Raw genomic sequence first — 20668 nt, forward strand, 5'->3', positions numbered from 1 at the left:
ATGCTCGGCAGCCCTGTGGTTCGAGGACGAGAATGGCGATCAGCGAAAGCATCCAGCCCGGCGCGGTGGCCAAGAACGGCCGCGACGTCTTCTTCGCGCTCGGCATCGTCGTCATCCTGGCCGTGCTGTTCCTGCCGATCCCGGCCTTTCTCATCGACATCGGGCTTGCCTTCTCGATTGCGCTTTCGGTGCTGATCCTGATGGTGGCGCTGTGGATCCAGCGGCCGCTCGATTTCTCGTCCTTCCCGACCGTGCTGCTCATTGCCACCATGCTGCGCCTGTCGCTCAACATCGCCACCACGCGCATGATCCTGTCGCACGGCAATGAGGGCACGCACGCCGCCGGCTATGTCATCGCCGGCTTCTCCAAGCTGGTGATGGCCAGCGATTTCGTTATCGGCCTGATCGTTTTCATGATCCTGATCGTGGTGAACTTCATCGTCATCACCAAGGGCGCCACCCGTATCGCCGAGGTCGGCGCGCGCTTCACCCTCGATGCCATCCCCGGCAAGCAGATGTCGATCGACGCCGACCTCTCCGCCGGCATGATCGACGACAAGACCGCACAGCTGCGCCGCCGCGAACTGGAAGAGGAATCCTCCTTCTTCGGCTCGATGGACGGCGCCTCGAAATTCGTCCGCGGCGACGCCATCGCCGGCCTCATCATCACCGCCATCAACATCGTTGGCGGCATCGCCATCGGCTACATCAGGCACGGCATGGGCATGGGCGAGGCCGCCGACGTGTTTATCAAGCTGTCGGTCGGCGACGGTCTCGTTACCCAGATCCCGGCGCTCATCGTCTCGCTTGCCGCCGGCCTGCTGGTCTCCAAGGGCGGCACGCGCGGCTCGACCAACCAGGCCGTGTTCGGCCAGCTCGGCGCCCATCCGCGCGCGCTCTACGTGGCGGCCGCGCTGCTGGTGCTGCTCGGCCTGATGCCCGGCCTGCCACTGTTCCCGTTCTTCGCACTCGCCGCCGGTATGGCCGGCCTCGGCTATGTCATTCCGATGCGCCATAACCGGGCCATCGCCGAGGCCGAGGCGCTGAAGAGCCAGGAAAAAGCGAGCAAGGCCGAGGAAGAGAAGAACTCGGTCAAGGCCTCGCTCGCCACCGCCGAGATCGAACTGCTGATCGGCAAGCAGCTTTCCACGCGGCTCCTGGTCTCGCATCAGGAACTGGTCTTCCGCATGTCCAAGATGCGCAAGAAATTCGCCCAGCAGTATGGCTTCGTCGTGCCTGAAGTCCGCGTCGCCGACGACTTCGCCATCCCGCCGAAAAGCTATCAGATCAAGGTGCACGGCACCGTGGTCGCCGAATATTCGATGCGCGTCGGCGAGATAATGGTGCTGCTCGGCAACCGCGACATACCCGAAATCCCCGGCGAGGAAATTCGCGAGCCCGCCTTCGGCATGCGCGCCTACTCCGTCATGGAAACCTTCGCCGAGGATCTGAAGCGCGAGAACTTCACCTTCGCCGACAACATGTCGGTGCTGCTCACCCATCTCTCGGAAGTCATCCGCAACAATCTGCCGCAGCTCCTGTCCTACAAGGACATGAAGGCGCTGCTCGAACGTCAAGATCAGGAATACCGCAAGCTCGCCGACGAGATCTGCACCACCCACATCTCCTATCCCGGCCTGCAGGCGGTGCTCAAGCTGCTGCTTGCCGAACGCGTCTCTATCCGCAACCTGCATCTCATCATCGAGGCCATCGCCGAGATCGCGCCGCATGTGCGCCGCACCGAGCAGATCGTCGAGCATGTGCGCATCCGTATGGCCCAGCAGATCTGCGGCGACCTCTCCGAAGGTGGCGTGCTCAAGGTGCTGCGCCTCGGCAACCGCTGGGATCTCGCCTTCCACCAGAGCCTCAAGCGCGACGCCAAGGGCGAGGTGCGCGAATTCGACATCGATCCGCGCCAGTTGGAGGAATTCGGCCAGGACGCCACCAAGGCGATCAAGAAACACCTCGAAGCCGGCGAGCGTTTTGTCCTCGTCACCGCGCCCGACGCCCGCCCCTATGTGCGCATGATCATCGAGCGCCTGTTCACCACGCTGCCGGTGCTCTCCCATGTCGAAATCGCGAAGGGCGTCGAGATCAGGGTGCTCGGGACCATATCGTGAGCATTCTCTCGCAGGCCGCCGTCATCGCGGCGTTCCTCGCCTTCTGCCGCATCGGTGCCTGTTTCATGCTGATGCCGGGCCTGTCCAGCGCCCGCGTCCCGGTGCAGGTCAGGCTGTTCGTCGCGGTCGCCGCCACAGGCGGCCTGCTCGCCTTCCTGTGGGACAAGATCTTTCCCTTCGTCGATCCGCGTCCGCAGATCCTGGTGCCGATGATCGTCTCGGAGTTGCTGGTCGGCGGACTGATCGGCGCCATGACCAGGCTCTACATGGAGGCGCTTCGCTTCATGGGCTCGGCCATCGCCATGCTGATCGGCTATGGCGGCTCCGGCGGAGCGGCGATCGAGGAACCGGAGCCGCAGGCGGCCCTTGCCGCCATAATTTCATTCTCGGCGCTGCTGATGCTGTTCGTCTTCGACTTCGATCACGAGATCGTCCGCGCCCTGGTGGCGTCCTACACGGTCGCGCCAGTCAACGTCTTCTTCAACCCCCAGGCAGCGCTGGTCGACATCACCGACACCGTGTCGGACACGTTCTTCCTGGTCATCCGCCTCGGCAGCCCGTTCGTCGCCTATGCCATTCTCGTCAATCTGACGATCGGCTTCGTCAACAAGCTGACGCCGCAGATCCCGATCTATTTCATCTCGCAGCCCTTCGTCATCGCCGGCGGCATGCTGATCTTCTATTTCGCCGTCGGCACCATGCTGTCGCTGTTCGTCGACGGCTTCGTCGACCTCACGCTGGCGAGGTGACATGAGCACGCGTAAGGATCGTCTGAGGAAACTGATCAAGGTGCAGGAACAGCTGAAAGCCCTGCACGAGACCCGCCACGCCACCTTCGTCGCCGAGGCAAGCGCCGCCGAGACCGAAGCCCGCGAATTGATCGGCCATTTCGACCAGGACAATTCCCTCTCCAGCCTGTTTCCCGATCTCTATCATCGCCGCATCGCCCAGGCCGTCGTGCGCCAGGAGGAAAGCCTGGAAAGCGCCAGGAAGGAAGCCGGTCTGATCGCCGCGGCAAGCGCGCGCACCAACATGGTCGAGCGCGCCTACAAGGACCTGCGCAACCGTCACGAACGCGAGGCATCAGACCGTGAGCGGCTGGACCTGATCGCGCAGAAGCGACATCCCGAAGCAGGTGAATAGGCCTCCCACTCCCCGCAAGCCTGCCACAAGCTTGTTGAGGCATGGTCCTGGCTAAGGAAACCCGGCAAAAGGCGGACCTTCTTGGCGATTTCTCCACCCAGCGACATCGTGATGGATGTCGCCCGAGCTGCCGATCCGATGGATATCGAGGCTGCCCGCGCCGCGCTGACCAAGCGCGCCGGCAGCGTCGCCGGCACGTTTTCGGTCGACACCGCGGCTTCGGTCGATGCCGGCTCGGTCCTGTCGCGCGCGACGGCGGACAAGGCCGCCGCGACAGCCGACCCGGCCAAGAAGTTCAAGAAGTTCGAGGCGATGGTCCTGCAGACCTTCATCCAGAACATGCTGCCCAAGGACACCGAGGGCGTCTATGGCACGGGTCTAGCTGGCGACATGTGGAAATCGCAGCTCGCCGAGCGCGTCGCCGACGTCATGGCTGACCGCGGCGGCATCGGCATCGCCAAGTCGCTGCTCGCCGACCATTACATGGACGGCAAGCGCAAGGTTCCGATCGGCCCGGTCTCGAATGGGCCGGAAAAAACCGAGATCGATCAGCAGACCCGTCTGTCCACTTCGCTCGTCCAGGAGTTGCAGCGCAAGGCCGCCAAGTCGATGACCGGCGACGAGACAACCAAAAAAACAGACATCAAGATCTAGGACTGGGAAACACATGGCCGACTCTTCGGAATTCACCGCCAAGCTGCCGGCGCGCACCACCGCGTCGGACGCACCGACTCCTTTCGCGCGGCCCGGAAACCTTGCCGCCATCATCGGCCGCATCGAGGAGGTGGTCGAGGAAGAGACCGCCGGCATCCGCAACGATACAAGTTATGACCTCAAGGCGTCGAACGCCCGCAAGAGCCGCTATCTCTACGAGCTGACCCGCGCCATGAAGGGCGGCAGCGAAGCCGAATTCCTCGAGCAGCACCGCGAGGGCCTGACCCGGCTGCGCCAGAAGCTGGCGAAGAACGAAGCTGCTATCCTGGCGCATCTGAGCGCCGTCAACGAGGTCGCCAGCCTGCTGCGCAGTGCCATCCAGCGCGCCGAGACCGACGGCACCTACTCCGCCGGCGAGTTCGGCTGGATGAAAGGTTAGAGCGCGGCAATGCCGGGCTCGGGTTCAAAATGATCAAGGTCATCGCCATAGCGGTCTGGATCTGCGCCGCCACGCTCGGCGCGGTGTTCTATTCGTTCCAGGCCGCCGGTGAACAGGGCGTCGGTGAGAAGCCCAAGCCGATGCTGGGCGGGCTGGACTACGTCAAGACCGACATCATTTCGGTGCCGCTGATCCACGACTCCAAGATCGACGGCTATTTTCTGGCCAAGCTCGTCTACACCGTGGAGCCGGAGCAGATAAAGAAGCTGTCGATCCCGGCCGAGGCTCTCATTACCGATCAGGTCTACAGCTATCTCTACGCCAACCCCCAGATCGACTTCACCAAGAAGGCGACGCTCGACCTCGATGCCTTTCGCGCCGCGATCCGCGACACGATCAACACGCGTGTCGGCGCAACCCTGGTCCATGAGGTCCTGATCGACCAAGTCAATTTCCTGAGCAAGGATGAGATCCGCGACAACTGGCTGCGCCGGCGGCAGGATGCCAGCACCCCGGCGACCGAGACTCCCAAGCCGGTCAGCGCGCATTGAGCCATCGGCCCAGTACCGGTGGCCCTAGAACGGTCGGCGTTGGGACCAATCCCTGCAATCCGCGTTGACGTAAACGTCAATTCGAAGCTATATGCGGCAGCGATCATGATCGCCAGGGATGCCGCATGGACTTCGGCTGGACCGAAGTGCGTCGCGTGACAGATGCAACAGACAGGGAGAATAGCGTGAGCGTTCAGGATATAGCCGAGAAGATCAAGTCGCGCGTGGCAAGCAGCGGCTTCGACCGTTCCGTGAAGTTCGACACCGGCAGCGACGGCGTCATCGTCATCGACGGCGCGACCGTCTCGACCACGGACGCTCCCGCTGACTGCACCATCAAGCTGTCGCTCGACGATCTGGATTCGCTGATCGCGGGCGACCTGAACCCGACCATGGCGTTCATGACCGGCAAGATAAAGGTCGAAGGCGACATGACCGTCGCCATGGCGCTGAGCCAGTTGATCGGTTGACAGGCACGGTCGCCAGAAGCGACCTCGAGATAAACGAAACGCCGCCTTTTGAGGCGGCGTTTCGTTTGAAAGGCGGTCGCGCTTAAGCCCTCACGCCGCCAGGGTCGACGCCCGTGCCTTGAGCTTGCGGCCGGACGCCTTCAGCGTGCCCTTGGCGCCGTCGAGCACGCCCTCCACCAGTTCCAAGGCCAGCAGACGGTGCCGTTCGTAAGGCCCCGGCATGGCGAGCGCCCCGGTCCTCGCGGCCGAAAAGCCGAAGCGGCCATAGTAAGGCTCGTCTCCGACCAGCAGGATCACAGTGTGGCCGAGGCGCGCGGCTTCCGCGATGGCATGCCGCATCAGCGCCGAGCCTATGCCGGCATTCTTGGACGACGGGTCGACGGCGAGCGGGCCAAGCAGCAGCGCTGCCGGACCGCCCTCGCCCAGCGTGACGTCCCATAGCCGCACCGTGCCGGCCACACCGCCCGAGGCATTGCGTGCGACGAAGGCAAGCCCCTCCGAGGGCCGGCGGCCGCGGCGCAGCTTCTCCGATGATTTGGTCTTGCGCTTCGGCCCCATGGCGCGATCGAGCAAGGCTTCGCGCGCCGCCACGTCGGCAGCGGTTTCGGCGACCGTGGCGAAGGCCGGCGCATGAGCTACGAATTCGACTGACATTTCCATTTCCGCAATCCCTGGCGAGCGGATATCTGTTCCACAGGCGAGCCCAAGCGGGCGACAGGCGCCCACCTGGGGTGATACGAGCGGTTCTTTCGAACCCTCAGATCACGTAGGATCGGAGAGGCTCGAAGCCGTTGAACGCGACCGCCGAGTAGGTGGTCGTGTAGGCGCCGGTGCCTTCGATCAGCACCTCGTCGCCGATGGTCAGCGACAAGGGCAGCGGATAGGGCGTCTTCTCGTACATCACGTCAGCCGAATCGCAGGTCGGGCCGGCGAGCACGCAAGGCGCGGTCTCGCTGCCGTCATGGCGGGTGACGAGGGGATAGCGGATCGCCTCGTCCATGGTCTCGGCCAGACCGCCGAACTTGCCGATGTCGAGGAACACCCAGCGAACATTGTCGTTGTCGGCCTTCTTCGAGATCAGCACGACTTCCGACTTGATGACGCCGGCATTGCCGACCATGCCGCGGCCCGGCTCGATGATCGTCTCGGGAATGGCGTTGCCGAAATGCTTGCGCAGCGCCGAGAAGATCGCCTGGCCATAGGCCTGCGCCGCCGGCACGTCACGCAAATAGCGCGTCGGGAAGCCGCCGCCCATATTGACCATCTTGAGCACGATGCCTTCTTCCGCGAGCGTCGCGAACACCTTCTTGGCGTCGGCCAGAGCACGGTCCCACGCGGTGAGGTCGGTCTGCTGCGAGCCGACATGAAACGACACGCCATGGGCGTCAAGACCGAGGCCCTTGGCATGGCGCAGCACGTCGACAGCCATGTCGGGCACGCAGCCGAACTTGCGCGACAGCGGCCATTCGGCGCCTTCGCCATCGGTCAGCACGCGACAGAACACGCGGGAGCCTGGCGCGGCGCGCGCGATCTTCTCGACTTCCTCGACGCAATCGACCGCGAACAGCTTGATGCCGAGCTGGTAGGCGCGTGCGATGTCACGCTCCTTCTTGATGGTGTTGCCGAAGGAGATGCGGTCCGCCGGCGCACCGGCGTCCATCGCCATCTCGACTTCGGCAACGGAAGCGGTGTCGAAGGACGAGCCCATCGCAGCAAGCAGGCGCAGGATTTCGGGCGCCGGGTTTGCTTTCACCGCATAGTAGATCTTGGAATCGGGCAGAGCCTTCTCGAAGGCGCGGAAATTGTCGCGCACGACGTCAAGGTCGACGACGAGGCAGGGGCCGGACGGACGTCGGGTGGCGAGGAAGTCGAGGATGCGCTGTGTGGCCATCGGGATTCTCCATCGCGCCTTTCGGCGCGCACAAGGGTGCGGGCGCGGGCTGTCGGCCTCGCGAACACGCGGTCAAACAAAGGCGGGACGGAAAATCCATGGAACCAGCCGGTGGAGACCCCGGAACCATGAAACGCCGTCTCGCGGCGATGAACCTTAGCCTTGCCCGGCTTCGGTTCGCTTTGTCTGCCTTGGCTTGGATTGGGAGAACCCCGTTCCGCACTGCCGGCAATGAAGGTGTGCCTCTTCAGTAACCCCGGTCTTTGGACAACCGGCAGAGAACCAGAAAGGCCCGCACCGTCGTTGCTTCAAGGTGTCCTCGGTCTGGCGGTTGGCCGCTAAACCGACTGGAGGGGTTAGCTCCAGTTACCTTACCGATTTCCCTCACCATTCGAGGATCGGCGGACACCCACAGGCACGTGCGACTTTGGGCAAGGGCGATATAAGAGCGAAGCATTTCACAATCAATAAAAATCGTATCGCCGGTTGTAAAATTTCTGGCATCGAACAATGTTGGCGCAAGCGTATACGGATATCGAACGATGACAGGCACGCACGGCCCTTTCAACGCCTTTCTCGACCTTCGCCAGATGCCCGTGGCGCACGCCGAGCTTGGGCCCCTGGCCGGCCTGCGGCTGGCGGTCAAGGACATTTACGATGTTGCCGGCTACCGCACCGGTTGCGGCAATTTGCAGAAATTCGCCAATGGCCACGCCGCTTCGCGCACGGCGCCGGCCGTGCAGGCGATTCTCGACGCCGGTGCGCGCTTCATCGGCAAGACGCAGACCGACGAACTCGCCTTCGCTCTGTTCGGCCAGAACGCGCATTTTCCGTTTCCGGTGAACCCCGCGGCTCCCGATCGCGTCACCGGAGGCTCGTCGTCGGGGTCGGCGGCGGCGGTGGCGGGCAGGCTGGCCGACATTGCCACGGGGTCCGACACCGGCGGTTCGATCCGCGCGCCGGCGAGTTTCTGCGGGTTGATCGGGCTGCGCACCACGCATGGCCGCATTTCCCTCGACGGCACCATGCGACTGGCGCCGAGTTTCGACACGTTCGGCTGGTTCGCCGACGACATCGAAACCTATGAGACTGTCGGCAAGCTGCTGCTTGGCCGGGATCCGCACCAGCATTCCCTGGACCGCCCGCTTGCGCTCGGCTGGCTGGACGAGATGGTCGCCCCGCCGGCGGCCGCCGAATATGCCGGAATGAAGGCGCTGGTGGCCACGGTGTTCGGCACGCCGGCGACGCCGACGACGCACTTCAGCTCGTCCCCGGACGAACTCTACTGGTGCTTTCGCCGCCTGCAGGCCAGGGAGGCCTGGGCGGTGCATGGCGAATGGATCACCAGCGGGGAGCGCGAGCTCGGGCCCGGCGTCGAGGAGCGGTTCGGCTTTGGCCGTGCGGTCGACGACGGGACAGCACAGGCCGAGAAGGTGCGCCGGCTGACCTTCCGCGGCGAACTCAGCGCCATGCTCGGCAAGCACGGCTTTCTTGTCCTGCCGACAGTGCCGGGCCCGGCACCCTATGTCGACAGCACACCGGAGCAATTCCAGGCCTACCGCGAACGCGCGCTCCATCTCCTGTGCCTGGGCGGGCTCTCCGGCTTTCCGCAAATCACCTTGCCGATCGGCTCGGTCGCCGGCGCTCCGTTCGGTCTCTCGCTGCTTGGCCCTTCCGGCAGCGACATTGCCCTGATACGGCTCGGCCGAAAACTTCTCGACGCAGCACAAAGAGCCTGAACAATGGATACACTGACCCGCATGCGCGCCTTCATCGACGTCGTGGAGGCCGAGGGATTCTCGGCGGCGGCACGCAAGATCGGCCGCTCCAAGGCGCTGCTGTCGAAATACGTGCGCGAGCTGGAGGACGAGCTCGGAGCGCTGCTGCTGAACCGCACCACGCGCCAGTTCTCGATGACCGAGGCCGGCCACACCTACTACCGCCGCGCCTCGGAGATCGTGCGCGAGGTCGACAGCCTGGCCGACGCCGTGCGCGAATCCTCCGGCGACGTGCGTGGCCGCATCAAGCTGTCGGCGCCGCGCACCTTCGCCGACGCGCCGATCGGCCAGTCGCTGATCGACTTCGCCAAGCAGTATCCCGACATCGTGCTCGACATCCAGCTCGACGACCGCTTCGTCGATCTGGTCGAGGAAGGCTTCGACCTCGCGGTGCGCATCTCGCGGCTGGAGAACTCGTCGCTGATCGCCAGGCGGCTGGCGCCGTTTTCGATCAAGCTCTGCGGCTCTCCCGAGCTGATCGCCAAGCACGGCATGCCGACGCGACCGCAGGATCTCGGCCATATGCCCTGCATCGTCGACACCAATGGCCGCGGACTGAACAACTGGCCGTTCAAGGGCGACAATGGCGATCCGGTGAGCATCGCCGTGTCGGGCCCGATCGAGGTTAACAGCCCGATGGCGGCGCGGGCCGCGGCCCTGTCGGGGTTAGGATTTTGCATCCTGCCGGATTTCATCGCCGCGCCCGACCTCAAGAGCGGCCAATTGGTGGCGGTGCTCGACGACCGCATCCTGTCGGGCGGCGGCATCTTCGCCGTCTATCCGCACCGCCGCTATCTGCCGGCGAAGGTGCGCGTTTTCGTCGACTTCCTGGTGCAGTGGTTCAGGACGCGCGAAAGCGCCTGACCTGCCCCAGCCTGGATACCGCACGTTTTGAGGTCTCGTGCAGACGTGGCGCTATCCCAAAGCCTCGCGCACTTTTGGGCACATGCGCCCGCAGTCCCAATTTCGCCCCCTTTCTGGTAACCTTACCACGCTCTCGAAAGCCAAGGGAATCGCGACCGCGAATGCATCTGAAACGGCACGCAATCATGCTGGCTTCGGCCTTGGCCGCGACATTTGCCACCGTTGGGCCGGCCGAGGTGCATCCGCACGTCTTCGCCGAGGCGCGCCTCGACGTGATCCTGTCCCCGGATCACCAAAGTGTGAAAGCGTTGCGTCATCTGTGGCGCTTCGACGATCTGTTTTCGAGTACGGTGATGATGGAGTTCGACAAGAACTCCGACCTGAAGCTTGACGACAAGGAGCTGAAGGATGTCGCCGACACCGTCCACGCCTCCCTGGCCGAGTTCAATTATTTCCAGCTCGTCACGCAAAACGGCAAGGACGTGACGATGGTGCCGCCGCCGCATCTGATGGCCAATTTCGACAACGACCAATTGATCATCCTGTTCGAGTCCGAACCTAAGGTGCCGATCAAGCTGTCCGGCACGATCGACATCGGCGTCTACGATCCGACTTTCTACACGGCCATCGACTTCACCGAGGATTCCAACATTGCCGTCGAGGGCCTGCCGTCGAACTGCACGAGCAAAGTCATCCGGCCGGACCCGGACGAAGCGATCAAGGAAAACCAGAAGACCCTGACGGATGCTTTCTTCAACGATCCGACAGGCACCGACATGAGCAAGATCTTTGCCACCAAACTCGAACTGACCTGTCAGCCAGAAGGATAAATCCGGTGAACCTGATCGGCAACTGTTCGAAACCGTCCCCGCGTTTGGCAGTCGGCCTGTTGGCCCTTACCTTTGCCATGATGCATGTCGCCAGTGCCGCGCACGCCCAGAGTTCGCTCGGCATCGGCGTCAATGACGGCATGGCACCCACCACAGGTCCGTTCGCCCATATCCTGATGTGGATCAATCTCAGGCAGCAGGAATTCTACCGCGCGCTGGCGACAGCCATGAAGGCAATGCGCCAGGACAACAGCAAGATCTGGATACTTATCGGCCTGTCCTTCGCCTATGGCATTTTCCACGCCGCCGGCCCCGGCCACGGCAAGGCGGTGATCTCGTCTTATATGGTGGCCAACGAAGTGGCGCTGAAGCGCGGCATCCTGTTGTCCTTCGTCTCGGCGCTGCTGCAGGGCCTGACGGCGATCCTGGTGATGGCGGTCGCCTATTTCGTCCTGCGCGGCACCGCGATCTCGATGACCGACGCGGCCTGGTTCATGGAGATCATGAGCTTTGTCTTCGTCACCCTGTTCGGCGCCTGGCTGTTGTGGCGCAAGCTCGGCCCGTCCATCCTGCGGCTGTTTGGCAGAGGGCCCGCCTACAGCCTGTCGGCTGCGCACGTCGGTCATCCGCATGCGGGTCACGCGCACGCTGGGCATTCTCACGCGGGTCATTCCCACGCCGGCCATTCGCATGCCGCGCACAGCCATTCGGCGCACGCTCAGCACGGGCATGACGACCATGTCCATGAACATTCGCACGACCATCACGACCACGCCGCGCATGACCACCATCACGACCATGGCGCGCACGATCATGCGCATCATCATGACCATGCGCATCACGGCCACGCCGGCGGCGAGGTCTGCGACACCTGCGGCCACTCGCATGCGCCCGATCCGGCGCTGCTGTCGGGTGATCGGTTCGACTGGCGAACGGCCTGGACGGCGGTGGCCGCCGTCGGCATCCGCCCCTGCTCCGGCGCGCTGATCGTGCTGAGCTTCGCGCTGCTCAACGGGCTCTGGCTCGGTGGCCTGCTGTCGGTGCTGGCGATGTCGATCGGAACCGCCATCACCGTCTCGGCGCTGGCGACGCTTGCCGTGACCGCCAAGAACTGGGCGGTGTATTTCGCCGGCGACGGCCGCATGGGCAACCGCATCCACTCGATCGTCGAGATCGGCGGCGCGGCCTTCGTCTTTCTGTTCGGACTGCTGCTGCTGTCTGCGAGCCTGACGGGCAGCGTTTAGACCCTACCATTCCGTCGGAATGGGATAGGCAACGTGCGCTACCAACTGGGAATGTTGCCGCCCAGTTCATCCTCGATATGCGCGCGGATGATCTCGTCAAAACTCTTTTCGGCACTGAAGCCAAGTTCCCTTGACCGGCGCGCCTCGAAGCGGGTCGGCCAGCCCTTGACGATCGCCCAGATCGTCTCGTCCGGAACTTCTCGGATGAGGCTTGTCGTCTTCGATCCGGCCACCCGTTCCAGCGCCTCGATCTGTTCGCCGACCGTGACGGCGACACCCGGCATCGTCAGATTGCGGCGCGGCCCGACGGCATCGCCGTCAATCTCCGCGCCGTGGATCAGGAAATTCACCGCCGAGCGCGGGCTGGCATGGGTATGCACGACCGAGCGCGGCACCGGCAGGATCGCCTCCTGCCCGCTCAACGGCTCGCGGATGATGCCGGAGAAGAAGCCGGAGGCCGCCTTGTTGGGCTTGCCGGGCCGCACGCAGATCGTCGGCAGCCGGATGCCGATGCCGTCGAAGAAGCCGCGCCTGGAATAGTCTGCCAGCAGCGCTTCGCTCATCTGCTTCTGCGTGCCGTAGGAGGTCAGCGGCGTCGGGTGGAATTCGTCCGGTATGACATCCGGGAATGGCGCGCCGAACACCGCGATCGACGAGGTGAAGACGATGCGCGGCGCAAACCCTGCCAGCCGGATGGCGTCGAACAGCGCGCGCGTGCCGTCGAGATTGACGCGGTAACCGAGGTCGAAATTCGCTTCCGCCTCACCCGACACGATGCCGGCGAGGTGGAAGACGACATCGGGGCGCGACACAACCAGGCTTTCCGCGGCGCCTGCTTCGGCAAGGTCACCCGTGTGCAGCGCGACGCTGACGCCGTCCATGGCTGGCGCCTGCGGCGGCACGATGTCGTGCAGGTCGAGCGCGGTGATCTTCTCCCCGCGCAGCGTGCCGTCCTTGGCCAGCCGGGCGATGAGCTTGCGGCCGACCATGCCCGCGGCGCCAGTGATCAGAATGCGCATGTCCGATATCCCTTACTTCCGATTTTTGCGCTGGGTGCGCGCGCGCAACCAGAACACCAGGAAAAACGCCAGCACGAAGACGGTGCCGAAGATACCTGCCAGCACGGTCGAATAACTGCCGAGTGCCAGCATCACGGACGGCAGGTAGAAAGCGGCAATGCCGAACAGAAGCATGATCCAAACCGCCGCAATGGCCGCATTGCGCGTGTCACGGTCCATCATGCCGCACCGGAACGGCGGTCGTTCATCGAGCTGAGTTGCAAAGCTGGAGGACTCCTGAGGCAGGTCCGATCAATGGCCATCGATCGGACCTAGTGATAGTGGCCGTGATGCGCGGCCGCATCGTGCTCATGCTCGTGATGATGGTCGTCGCCATCGTCGGCGCACCGGCCGAATTCCGGTTCCACTGTGGCATGGCTGATGCCGTGCTCGCTGGCAAGCCGCTTCTTGATGGCGCTGACCGCCTGATGGGCATCGACGCCCTCGTTGAGGCAGGCATGCAGCGTCGCCATGCTGCTCGACCCGTCGAGCGACCAGATATGCATATGGTGCACCTCGCGCACGCCTTGGACCGTTGCCTGAATGTCCCCCGCGATCAGGTCGCGATCGAGGCTTGGCGGCACGCCTTCGAGCAGGACGTGGGCGGCGGCGCGCATCAGCGACCATGCGGTGGACAGGATCAGCAGCGAGACCAGCACGGACAGGATCGGGTCGATCGGCGTCCAGCCGGTCGCCAGGATGACCAGTGCCGCGACGATCGCGGCTGCCGAGCCGAGCAGATCGCCGAGCACATGCAGGATGGCGCCGCGCATGTTGAGATTGTCTCGATCGCCGCCATGCAGCACCAGGAAGGAGCCGATATTGACCAGCAGGCCGAGGATCGCCACCACCAGCATCGGTCTGCCCAGCACCGGCGCCGGTGTCAGCAGGCGATCCCACGCCTCGTAGACGATCCACAGCGCGATGACGAAAATGGCGATGCCATTGGTGTAGGCCACCAGCGTCTTGACGCGGCCGAAGCCGTAGGTGAGCTGGCCGGTTGCCGGCCGGCCCGCCAGATGGAAGGCATACCAGGCCAGGCCAAGCGCAATGGCGTCGGCGAGCATGTGGCCGGCATCGGCCAGCAGCGCCAGCGACCCGGTGAACAGGCCGCCGAGCGCCTCGGCCACCATGAAGCCGGCGGTCAGGCAGGCCGCGATCAGCACGCGCTTCTTGTCCGTCGAGCCATGCACATGGCAGCCGCCGTGATCGTGCCCGCTGTGATCGTGGATATGCGCCAAATGGCAAACTCCCGTTAGGCGCCGAATTCCGCGCGAAAATCCTCGAGCCGGCGGTTCTGCTGGCCATTGGCGTCGAAGTTGGCCGGATCGAGCCAGGCTTCATAAGCCTTGCGCAGAGCTGGCCATTCCTTGTCGATGATCGAATACCACGCGGTGTCGCGGTTTTCACCCTTGACGATGAGATGCTGGCGGAAAATACCCTCGAACTTGAAGCCGAACCGTTCCGCCGCGCGCTTCGACGGCTCGTTGCGGTTGTTGCACTTCCATTCGTAGCGGCGATAGCCGAGTTCGTCGAAGATGTATTTCATGAACAGGAACTGCGCTTCCGTCGCTGCCGGCTTGCGCGAGATGAGCGGTCCCCAGTAGATGTTGCCGATCTCGATAACGCCGTAGGTCGGATCGATGCGCATCAGCGTCTGGCGGCCGGCGACCTTGCCGCTTGCCTTGTCGACAATGGCGAAGAACAGCGGATCCTCGCTCGCCTCCACCTTGTCCAGCCAGGGCTGGAAGGCGGCGCGGGTTTCGGGCGGATAGTCCGGCAGCCAGGCGAAGCGGCCGTCGACGTCGGCCACGGAAGACGCTTCATAGAGGCCGTCGCCATGTGTTGCGGCACTCAATGGCTCGATCCTGACATAGCGGCCCTCCAGAACCTTGCGCTCCGGGCGCGGACGCGGCTGCCAGTCTTTGAGATTTTCCGACACCGAAAACTCCAATCCGTTTGACTTTTGCGGGCGGACGCTCACAAAAACGCTCGCCAACAGTAAGAACCACAGGGACGGGAAAAATGCTCCACACGATTTCGGCCTTCGACCGGCTCGGCGAGGAAAACGCTTTTGCCGTGCTGGCCCGGGCGACGGCGCTGGCGAGCCAGGGCCGTGACATCGTCAACCTCGGCATCGGTCAGCCCGACTTCAAGACGCCGCAACACATCGTCGAGGCGGCGATCAAGGCGCTGCGTGACGGCCACCATGGCTACACGCCGGCCAATGGCTTGCTGGCGACCCGCGAGGCGGTGGTGCGGCGCACGCTGACGACCACCGGCGTCGAGGTCTCGCCGGAGGCGGTGATGATCCTGCCCGGCGGCAAGCCAACCATGTTCGCCGCTATCCTGATGTTCGGCGAGCCCGGCGCCGAGATCCTCTATCCAGACCCCGGCTTTCCAATCTACCGCTCGATGATCGAGTTCACCGGTGCAACCCCCATTCCCGTGCCGATGCGCGAGGAGAACGGCTTCGCCTTCTCGGCCGAAGAGACGCTGGGGCTGATCACGCCGAAGACCAGGCTCTTGATCCTCAACTCGCCGGCCAACCCGACCGGTGGCGTCACCCCGCGCACCGAGATCGAGAAGCTGGTCAACGGGCTTGATAAGCATCCAGACGTCGCCATTCTCTCCGACGAAATCTACGATGTCATGACTTATGATAGCGAGACGCATTGCTCGCTGCTTGGCTTTCCCGAGATCCGCGACCGGCTGATCGTGCTCAACGGCTGGTCCAAGACCTGGGCGATGACCGGCTGGCGCATGGGCTGGTCGATCTGGCCGAACGGCGACAAGGGCGCCCACCTCTACGACAAGGTTCGCAAGCTGGCGGTCAATTGCTGGTCCTGCGTCAACGCGCCAAGCCAGTTCGCCGGCATCGCGGCGATCGACGGCCCGCAGGACGACGTCGACACCATGATGCGCGCCTTCGACAACCGCCGGAAAATCGTGGTCGAAGGCCTGAACGCCCTGCCAAACATCTCCTGCATCACGCCCAAAGGTGCGTTCTATGCCTTCCCCAATGTCTCGAAGACCGGCTGGAAGGCAAAGAAACTCGCCTCCGCTTTGCTCGACGAGGCCGGCGTGGCGCTGATCGGCGGTCCCGATTTCGGCATCCTCGGCGAAGGCTATGTCAGGCTTTCCTACGCCAATTCCGAGGAAAACATCCTGCGCGCGCTGGAACGGATCGGGGCATTCCTGGCCAGATGAGCTTCAGCGTCCGCCGCGCGAGCCGGATAGCCTGCCACCGCATTCCATGACGGTGTCATGAGCCGTCCGGAGGCGCGTAGCCAGAGGCTGTGCGGGCGTACCGAAAACGGCTACGAACTCCGGTATCAGGACCAATGAGGGATCTCGGATGTTCTATGCAATCCTTGCCTATCACGTGGAAGATGCGATCGAGGCGCTGACGCCGCGGGAAGATGCGGCGCTGATGGCCGAGTTGCTCAAGATCAACACCAGGCTTCATGCGGAAGGCACGCTTGGGCCGTCGGCGCGCCTGGGAACGACACGGGATGCCTGCACCTTGCGCGGCCCGGGCGACGGTGTGATCATCGATGGGCCCTTTGCCGAGACCAAGGAACAGTTGCTCGGCCTCTATGTCGTCGATTGCATCACCAGGGACGACGCCATCGAGATCGCCCGCGACCTTCGTCGTGTTAATCCAACCGCCGTTTACGAGATAAGGCCCATTCTGCTCTTCAAGCCCGGCGTGCCGCTGGCGGAAAAATGAGACACGGGCAAAAGCGCCGCCAGCACCCGCTGCTCACCCGCGCCCCACGAACGGCATCTTGGTCGCCATCACGGTCATGAACAGCACGTTGGCGTCGAGCGGCAGGCTGGCCATATGCACGACCGCGTCGGCGACGCGCTGGACATCCATCACCGCTTCGGCTGATATCGAGCCATTGGCCTGCGGCACGCCGACGGTCATCGGCTGCGCCATGTCGGTCAATGCATTGCCGATGTCGATCTGTCCGCAGGCGATGTCATAGGGGCGGCCATCGAGCGCCAGTGTCTTGGTCAGGCCCGTGATGGCGTGCTTGGTCGCCGTATAGGGCACCGAGCCCGGGCGCGGCGCATAGGCCGACACCGAACCATTGTTGATGATGCGGCCGCCCATCGGCTTCTGCTTGCGCATGGCGCCGAACGCCGCGCGCGCGCACAAGAAAGATCCGGTGAGGTTGACGCTGACGACATCGTTCCAGACCTCGATCGGGATTTCGTCGATCGGCGTCGACTTGTAGCCCATGCCTGCATTGTTGAAGAGCAGATCGACCCGCCCGAAAGCCTCCGCCACGGTCTCGAACAGATCGTCGACTTCACTGGCCTTGCTGATGTCGCAGGCAACCGCCAACGCCCTGGCCTCGGTCGGTCCGGCCTCGGCGATCGCGGCATCCAGCACCGGCTTGCGGCGCCCGCAGAACACCGTGTTCCAGCCGGCCTTGAGCAATGCCGTGGCTACGCTCTTTCCGATCCCGGTGCCGGCGCCAGTGACGATGGCGGTTCTTTGCTCGGTCATCGCTGATGTCCTCCGGCAGCGCAGTGCGTGCTCGCCTGATCTACAAATTTGGTTCGAGTGGAGAAGGCATCGCAAATGATGGCAGCGATGGCAAGCGCGGCCACCGGGACATGCCCTCGAAAAGTGAAGCCATTTGGTTGGAGGGCAGCCTGCATGGGCCGACAAAAAGGGCGGTCATTGGCGACCGCCCTGATCTGGACCGGGCTTGGGAGGAGGAAAAGCCGATCCGACTGTGTAGAATCATGCGCTTCCTGAGTTAACGAAAGACTAACGCCGGAAGGTCCGCCTGTGCCGATTTGACCTTACCAGCGCGGATTGGGTGAAGTTCCTGCCTTGGCCGGCACCTTGGCCGCGAAAACCGTCGCCTCGACATGGTCGACCAGCGCGTCCGGCAGGCCAAGCCGTCCGGCGAGCAGGTCGAGATAGCCGCGCTCGGCGCGCGAGTCGGGGTCGATGGTGAGGCGCGACGCCGTGTAGAGTTCGAGCTTCTGCGCATCGGTATGAGCACCCGCCACCAGCGCGTCGAGGTCGAGTGGGCTCTCTAACTCCGCCATCAGGAATTTTTCCGCATCGGTGCCGATCCCGGCGAGGCTGAGCTTGCCGGCGATCTTCCGGCGTTCTTCGTCGTCGACATGGCCGTCGGCCTTAGCCGCCGAGATCATCGCCCGCACCAGGGTCAGCGTGAACTCGTCCTCGCCTTGCGGCGCCTGCGAGGGGTGGAAGGCGGTGTCCTTGGGCGGCGGCAGCAATTCCGGCTCGCTGGCGGCGGGCGCCTGTTCCGGTGCGTTGCCGGCCTTGTAGTTCTGGTAGGCCTTGTAGGCGAGACCGCCGATGGCGGCCAAGCCGCCGAGCTTCACCGCGGCACCCGTCACCTGCCGGCCGGCGCCGGTCCCAAGCAGCACGGCGGCCAGCGTGCCGGCGGCCAGCGGATTGTCCTTGGCCATCTGCACCGCCTGGCCGGCCTTGTCGCGGACCGTGCCGTTGGCACCGGGAACTTGCGAGCCGAGCAGATCGTCGAGAAGCTTCTTGGGATCGAACATCAACGCCTCCAGGATTTGCCCGGCCGAACGGGCAGGTTTCGAACGCCGAAGAGGTAGGTCCCGAGGGTTGCCATTGCAATGACAGAGTCCCGGTTTGCTGGGCTCCGGTGCCCTCGATCAGGACCCGATGTGCGGTCCCCTACCCCGGGCTTGCGCGAGCTCGACCTGTCGCTGCCGCTCCGCGTAGCGCTTTCGGTCTTCGTCCGAGCGGGCTTCGAAGCAGTGCGGGCACGAAACCCCGACGGCATATTTCGGCGACACCAGGTCGCTCTCCATCAGGGGATGGCGGCATGCGCGGCAGAGTTCCCCGTTGCCCACCGCGAGGCCGTGCGACACCGAAACCCGCTCGTCGAAGACGAAGCACTCGCCTTGCCACAGGCTCTGCTCCGCTGGAACCTCCTCAAGGTATTTGAGGATGCCCCCCTTGAGGTGGAACACGTCCTCGAAGCCGAGCGACTTCACATAGGCGGTCGCCTTTTCGCAGCGAATGCCGCCGGTGCAGAACATCGCCACCTTGCGTCCTTCGAGATCGGTCCGGTGCGCCTCCACCCAGGCCGGGAATTCGCGAAAGCTCGCCGTCGCCGGGTCGACGGCGCCCTTAAAGCTGCCGATCGAGACCTCATAGTCATTGCGCGTATCGATGACGATCGTGTCGGCTTGCGAGATCAGCGCATTCCAGTCGCCCGCCTCCACATAGGTGCCGGCACTTGCCGCCGGGTCGATGGTCTCGACGCCCATGGTGACGATCTCGCGCTTCAGCCGCACCTTCATGCGATGGAATGGCATGGCCGCGGCACTGCTGTACTTGACCTCGAGACCTGACAGGCCGTCGATCGCTTCGATCTGTTCGATCAGCGCGGCGATCGCCTCGTCGCTGCCGGCGACGGTGCCGTTGATGCCCTCATGCGCCAGGAGCAGCGTGCCCTTGATGCCGCGCCCGCAGCAGAAGGCAGCAAGCGGCGCGCGCAACGCCTCGAAAGCATCGAGCCGGGCAAAACGGTAGAGTGCGGCGACGCGGACTGGCTGGGATGGCGCGGACAGTGTTGTCATTGCCAGAGCAACTAGACGCTAGTAGAAGCCGATTCAAGTGAAACGGGTTCGATCCGTCTGTCATGGCCATGTCGAGAACCTTTAAGCTGAGCGGCAACGCGTGACATCGCGCCGCGACCGGTTCCGTGGACATGGCAATACCGGTCTGCTAATCGGTTGAAATCCCATCGATACGCCGCCGACAAGGAGACACCGAATGTCCAGCAAGACCGAGAACCTCCTGTCGCTCCTCAATGGCCAGCCGGTCATCCCGGTGTTGAAGATCGCCAACGTTGCCGATGCGGTGCCGCTGGCCCGTGCCCTGGCGCGTGGCGGTTTGCCGGCGATCGAGATCACGCTGAGGACCGCGGATGCGCTCGAAGCGATCCGTCGCGTGGCGGGCGAAGTCGGCGAAGCCATTGTCGGCGCCGGCACTATTCTGGATGCCAGCCAGTTCGACGAAGCGGCCGCGGCCGGTTCGCGCTTCATCGTCAGCCCCGGCATCACCCGCGAGCTTCTGGCTGCCGCCTCCGACAGCGAGGTTCCGCTGCTGCCCGGCGCCATCACGCCCGGCGAGATCATGGCCGCGCGCGAAGCCGGCCTGCGCTTCCTGAAATTCTTCCCGGCCGAACAGTCCGGCGGCATCGCTTCGCTCAAGGCTTTTGCCTCGCCGCTGGCGGACGTCAAATTCTGCCCGACCGGCGGCATCACCAGCAAGAACGCGGCCGATTATCTCAGCCTGTCCAATGTCATCTGCGTCGGCGGCTCGTGGGTGGCGCCCGACGACATGGTCAAGGCCGGCAAGTGGGACGAGATCGAAGCGCTCGCACGCGCTGCCAGCGAGCTCGGGAAATAGCGTCTTTCCGGACGGCATGAAAAAACCCGGCCGACCAGCGTCGACCGGGTTTTTTTGACTGGCTAATCCAAATTGCGATCAGTTGCAGACCTTCACCGTCTCCTTGCGATGGTGCCGCCAGTGCGTCACCACCTCAGCGCGGCAATGCTTCTTCATCATGTGCATATGATTGTCGGTCT

23 protein-coding genes are annotated in these 20668 nt (G+C 64.0%); 14 read left to right on the plus strand and 9 right to left on the minus strand.

What is annotated here, in order from left to right:
- Positions 1-32: 32 nt before the first annotated feature.
- The 7 genes from flhA (at position 33) to AC3CB8_RS28280 (ending at position 5377) form a co-directional block, all read left to right on the plus strand.
- Entirely contained in the window at positions 33-2120 is a 2088-nt protein-coding gene (flhA, locus tag AC3CB8_RS28250) for a flagellar biosynthesis protein FlhA (RefSeq protein ID WP_023781306.1), read from the plus strand.
- The gene (gene fliR, locus AC3CB8_RS28255) at positions 2117-2869 is read left to right on the plus strand and encodes a flagellar biosynthetic protein FliR (protein ID WP_352726371.1); all 753 of its coding nucleotides are present in this window, start codon (positions 2117-2119) and stop codon (positions 2867-2869) included. Before flhA ends, fliR begins: the two co-directional genes overlap by 4 nt.
- Before the next feature lies 1 nt (position 2870).
- A complete protein-coding gene (locus AC3CB8_RS28260; RefSeq protein ID WP_023770472.1) occupies positions 2871-3263 on the plus strand; it encodes a hypothetical protein in 393 nt (130 codons plus the stop codon).
- A gap of 81 nt (positions 3264-3344) precedes the next feature.
- Positions 3345-3917: a rod-binding protein gene (locus AC3CB8_RS28265; RefSeq protein WP_023770473.1), complete on the plus strand. Its 573-nt coding sequence runs from the start codon at positions 3345-3347 to the stop codon at positions 3915-3917.
- A gap of 13 nt (positions 3918-3930) precedes the next feature.
- On the plus strand, positions 3931-4356 hold the full coding sequence (locus AC3CB8_RS28270; RefSeq protein WP_352563727.1) for a hypothetical protein: 426 nt from the start codon (positions 3931-3933) through the stop codon (positions 4354-4356).
- A 29-nt stretch (positions 4357-4385) separates the two neighbouring features.
- A complete protein-coding gene (locus tag AC3CB8_RS28275; protein WP_023770474.1) occupies positions 4386-4907 on the plus strand; it encodes a hypothetical protein in 522 nt (173 codons plus the stop codon).
- A 185-nt stretch (positions 4908-5092) separates the two neighbouring features.
- On the plus strand, positions 5093-5377 hold the full coding sequence (locus tag AC3CB8_RS28280) for an SCP2 sterol-binding domain-containing protein (protein ID WP_015315878.1): 285 nt from the start codon (positions 5093-5095) through the stop codon (positions 5375-5377).
- Positions 5378-5467: 90 nt separating this feature from the next.
- On the opposite strand, the gene AC3CB8_RS28285 is transcribed toward AC3CB8_RS28280, so the two are convergent.
- Both AC3CB8_RS28285 and odc2 read right to left on the minus strand, forming a co-directional pair.
- Positions 5468-6037: a GNAT family N-acetyltransferase gene (locus tag AC3CB8_RS28285; RefSeq protein ID WP_352563726.1), complete on the minus strand. Its 570-nt coding sequence runs from the start codon at positions 6035-6037 to the stop codon at positions 5468-5470.
- Positions 6038-6134: 97 nt separating this feature from the next.
- Positions 6135-7268 (minus strand): ornithine/lysine decarboxylase, encoded by a 1134-nt coding sequence (gene odc2, locus AC3CB8_RS28290; protein ID WP_023770475.1) that lies wholly within the window; start codon positions 7266-7268, stop codon positions 6135-6137.
- Positions 7269-7810: 542 nt separating this feature from the next.
- Here odc2 and AC3CB8_RS28295 point away from each other — a divergent pair.
- The 4 genes from AC3CB8_RS28295 (at position 7811) to AC3CB8_RS28310 (ending at position 11984) form a co-directional block, all read left to right on the plus strand.
- Entirely contained in the window at positions 7811-9007 is a 1197-nt protein-coding gene (locus AC3CB8_RS28295; RefSeq protein ID WP_352563725.1) for an amidase, read from the plus strand.
- Positions 9008-9010: 3 nt separating this feature from the next.
- Positions 9011-9910: a LysR family transcriptional regulator gene (locus tag AC3CB8_RS28300; RefSeq protein WP_015315874.1), complete on the plus strand. Its 900-nt coding sequence runs from the start codon at positions 9011-9013 to the stop codon at positions 9908-9910.
- Positions 9911-10071: 161 nt separating this feature from the next.
- The gene (locus AC3CB8_RS28305) at positions 10072-10740 is read left to right on the plus strand and encodes a DUF1007 family protein (protein ID WP_023770477.1); all 669 of its coding nucleotides are present in this window, start codon (positions 10072-10074) and stop codon (positions 10738-10740) included.
- Positions 10741-10817: 77 nt separating this feature from the next.
- A complete protein-coding gene (locus AC3CB8_RS28310; protein ID WP_435053026.1) occupies positions 10818-11984 on the plus strand; it encodes a nickel/cobalt transporter in 1167 nt (388 codons plus the stop codon).
- 38 nt (positions 11985-12022) lie between these two features.
- Here the strand turns inward: AC3CB8_RS28310 and denD are convergent, their stop codons facing one another.
- The 4 genes from denD to AC3CB8_RS28330 form a co-directional block, all read right to left on the minus strand.
- A complete protein-coding gene (denD, locus tag AC3CB8_RS28315) occupies positions 12023-13003 on the minus strand; it encodes a D-erythronate dehydrogenase (protein ID WP_023770479.1) in 981 nt (326 codons plus the stop codon).
- 12 nt (positions 13004-13015) lie between these two features.
- Complete coding sequence (locus AC3CB8_RS28320) at positions 13016-13225, minus strand: hypothetical protein (RefSeq protein WP_352563723.1); 210 nt, start codon at positions 13223-13225, stop codon at positions 13016-13018.
- A gap of 89 nt (positions 13226-13314) precedes the next feature.
- Positions 13315-14283 (minus strand): cation diffusion facilitator family transporter, encoded by a 969-nt coding sequence (locus AC3CB8_RS28325; RefSeq protein ID WP_352595561.1) that lies wholly within the window; start codon positions 14281-14283, stop codon positions 13315-13317.
- A gap of 14 nt (positions 14284-14297) precedes the next feature.
- Positions 14298-14984, minus strand: a complete 687-nt coding sequence (locus tag AC3CB8_RS28330; RefSeq protein ID WP_352595564.1) for a GNAT family N-acetyltransferase — start codon at positions 14982-14984, stop codon at positions 14298-14300.
- Between the two features lie 83 nt (positions 14985-15067).
- On the opposite strand from AC3CB8_RS28330, the gene AC3CB8_RS28335 reads away from it, so the two are divergent.
- Complete coding sequence (locus tag AC3CB8_RS28335) at positions 15068-16252, plus strand: pyridoxal phosphate-dependent aminotransferase (protein WP_023781296.1); 1185 nt, start codon at positions 15068-15070, stop codon at positions 16250-16252.
- A gap of 148 nt (positions 16253-16400) precedes the next feature.
- The gene (locus AC3CB8_RS28340) at positions 16401-16775 is read left to right on the plus strand and encodes a YciI family protein (protein WP_023781295.1); all 375 of its coding nucleotides are present in this window, start codon (positions 16401-16403) and stop codon (positions 16773-16775) included.
- 33 nt (positions 16776-16808) lie between these two features.
- On the opposite strand, the gene AC3CB8_RS28345 is transcribed toward AC3CB8_RS28340, so the two are convergent.
- The 3 genes from AC3CB8_RS28345 to trhO all read right to left on the minus strand — a co-directional run bounded on the left by AC3CB8_RS28345 (position 16809) and on the right by trhO (position 19654).
- On the minus strand, positions 16809-17564 hold the full coding sequence (locus tag AC3CB8_RS28345) for an SDR family oxidoreductase (protein WP_023781294.1): 756 nt from the start codon (positions 17562-17564) through the stop codon (positions 16809-16811).
- A 302-nt stretch (positions 17565-17866) separates the two neighbouring features.
- Positions 17867-18604, minus strand: a complete 738-nt coding sequence (locus tag AC3CB8_RS28350) for a tellurite resistance TerB family protein (protein ID WP_352563720.1) — start codon at positions 18602-18604, stop codon at positions 17867-17869.
- A 117-nt stretch (positions 18605-18721) separates the two neighbouring features.
- Complete coding sequence (gene trhO / locus AC3CB8_RS28355) at positions 18722-19654, minus strand: oxygen-dependent tRNA uridine(34) hydroxylase TrhO (protein ID WP_352595572.1); 933 nt, start codon at positions 19652-19654, stop codon at positions 18722-18724.
- Between the two features lie 196 nt (positions 19655-19850).
- On the opposite strand from trhO, the gene AC3CB8_RS28360 reads away from it, so the two are divergent.
- Positions 19851-20489, plus strand: coding sequence for a 2-dehydro-3-deoxy-phosphogluconate aldolase (locus AC3CB8_RS28360; protein WP_023781290.1), 639 nt, complete (start codon positions 19851-19853; stop codon positions 20487-20489).
- The last annotated feature ends 179 nt before the right edge of the window (positions 20490-20668 follow it).

The organism is Mesorhizobium sp. P160927 (assembly GCF_057766385.1).